At 70.6% G+C, this 364-nt stretch carries 1 protein-coding gene; it reads right to left on the bottom strand.

From position 1 onward, the window contains the following. Window positions 1–174: 174 nt before the first annotated feature. Window positions 175–364, bottom strand: a 190-nt coding sequence (locus tag UK12_RS40505; RefSeq protein ID WP_231591495.1) for a hypothetical protein, incomplete at its 5' end; no start/stop codon positions are given.

Genomic DNA, 364 nt, shown 5'->3' on the forward strand with positions numbered 1-364 from the left:
GGGCAGCACCCGCAGCAGCAATCAGGCGCCCAGCACCAGCACCGCGCCGAGTACCACCCCCTCCGTGCCGAAACGCCTGGTCCGGCGGGGCGTGAGCGGTGAGCCGACACCCTGGAACAGCACCGGACCGGTGGTGCTCAGGCCGCTCGCGGTCGCCGAAAGCCCGACGGTCCGCTAGATCTCACCGACCATCGGCGAGCTCGCGGCCAGGCAGGCCCGCATGTTCAGCGCGACCAGCACGATGCCCATCAGCAGCAGCGCCGGCTGGGCGAGCTTCGTGCGAGTACGGACTACTGGGCTGACGACCGGCTGCTGGGCGCTGGTGACCGACATGACGGACTTTCTCTCCGGGCAGGACACGGGC

It is taken from the genome of Saccharothrix sp. ST-888, from assembly GCF_000955975.1.
GTDB lineage: Bacteria > Actinomycetota > Actinomycetes > Streptomycetales > Streptomycetaceae > Kitasatospora.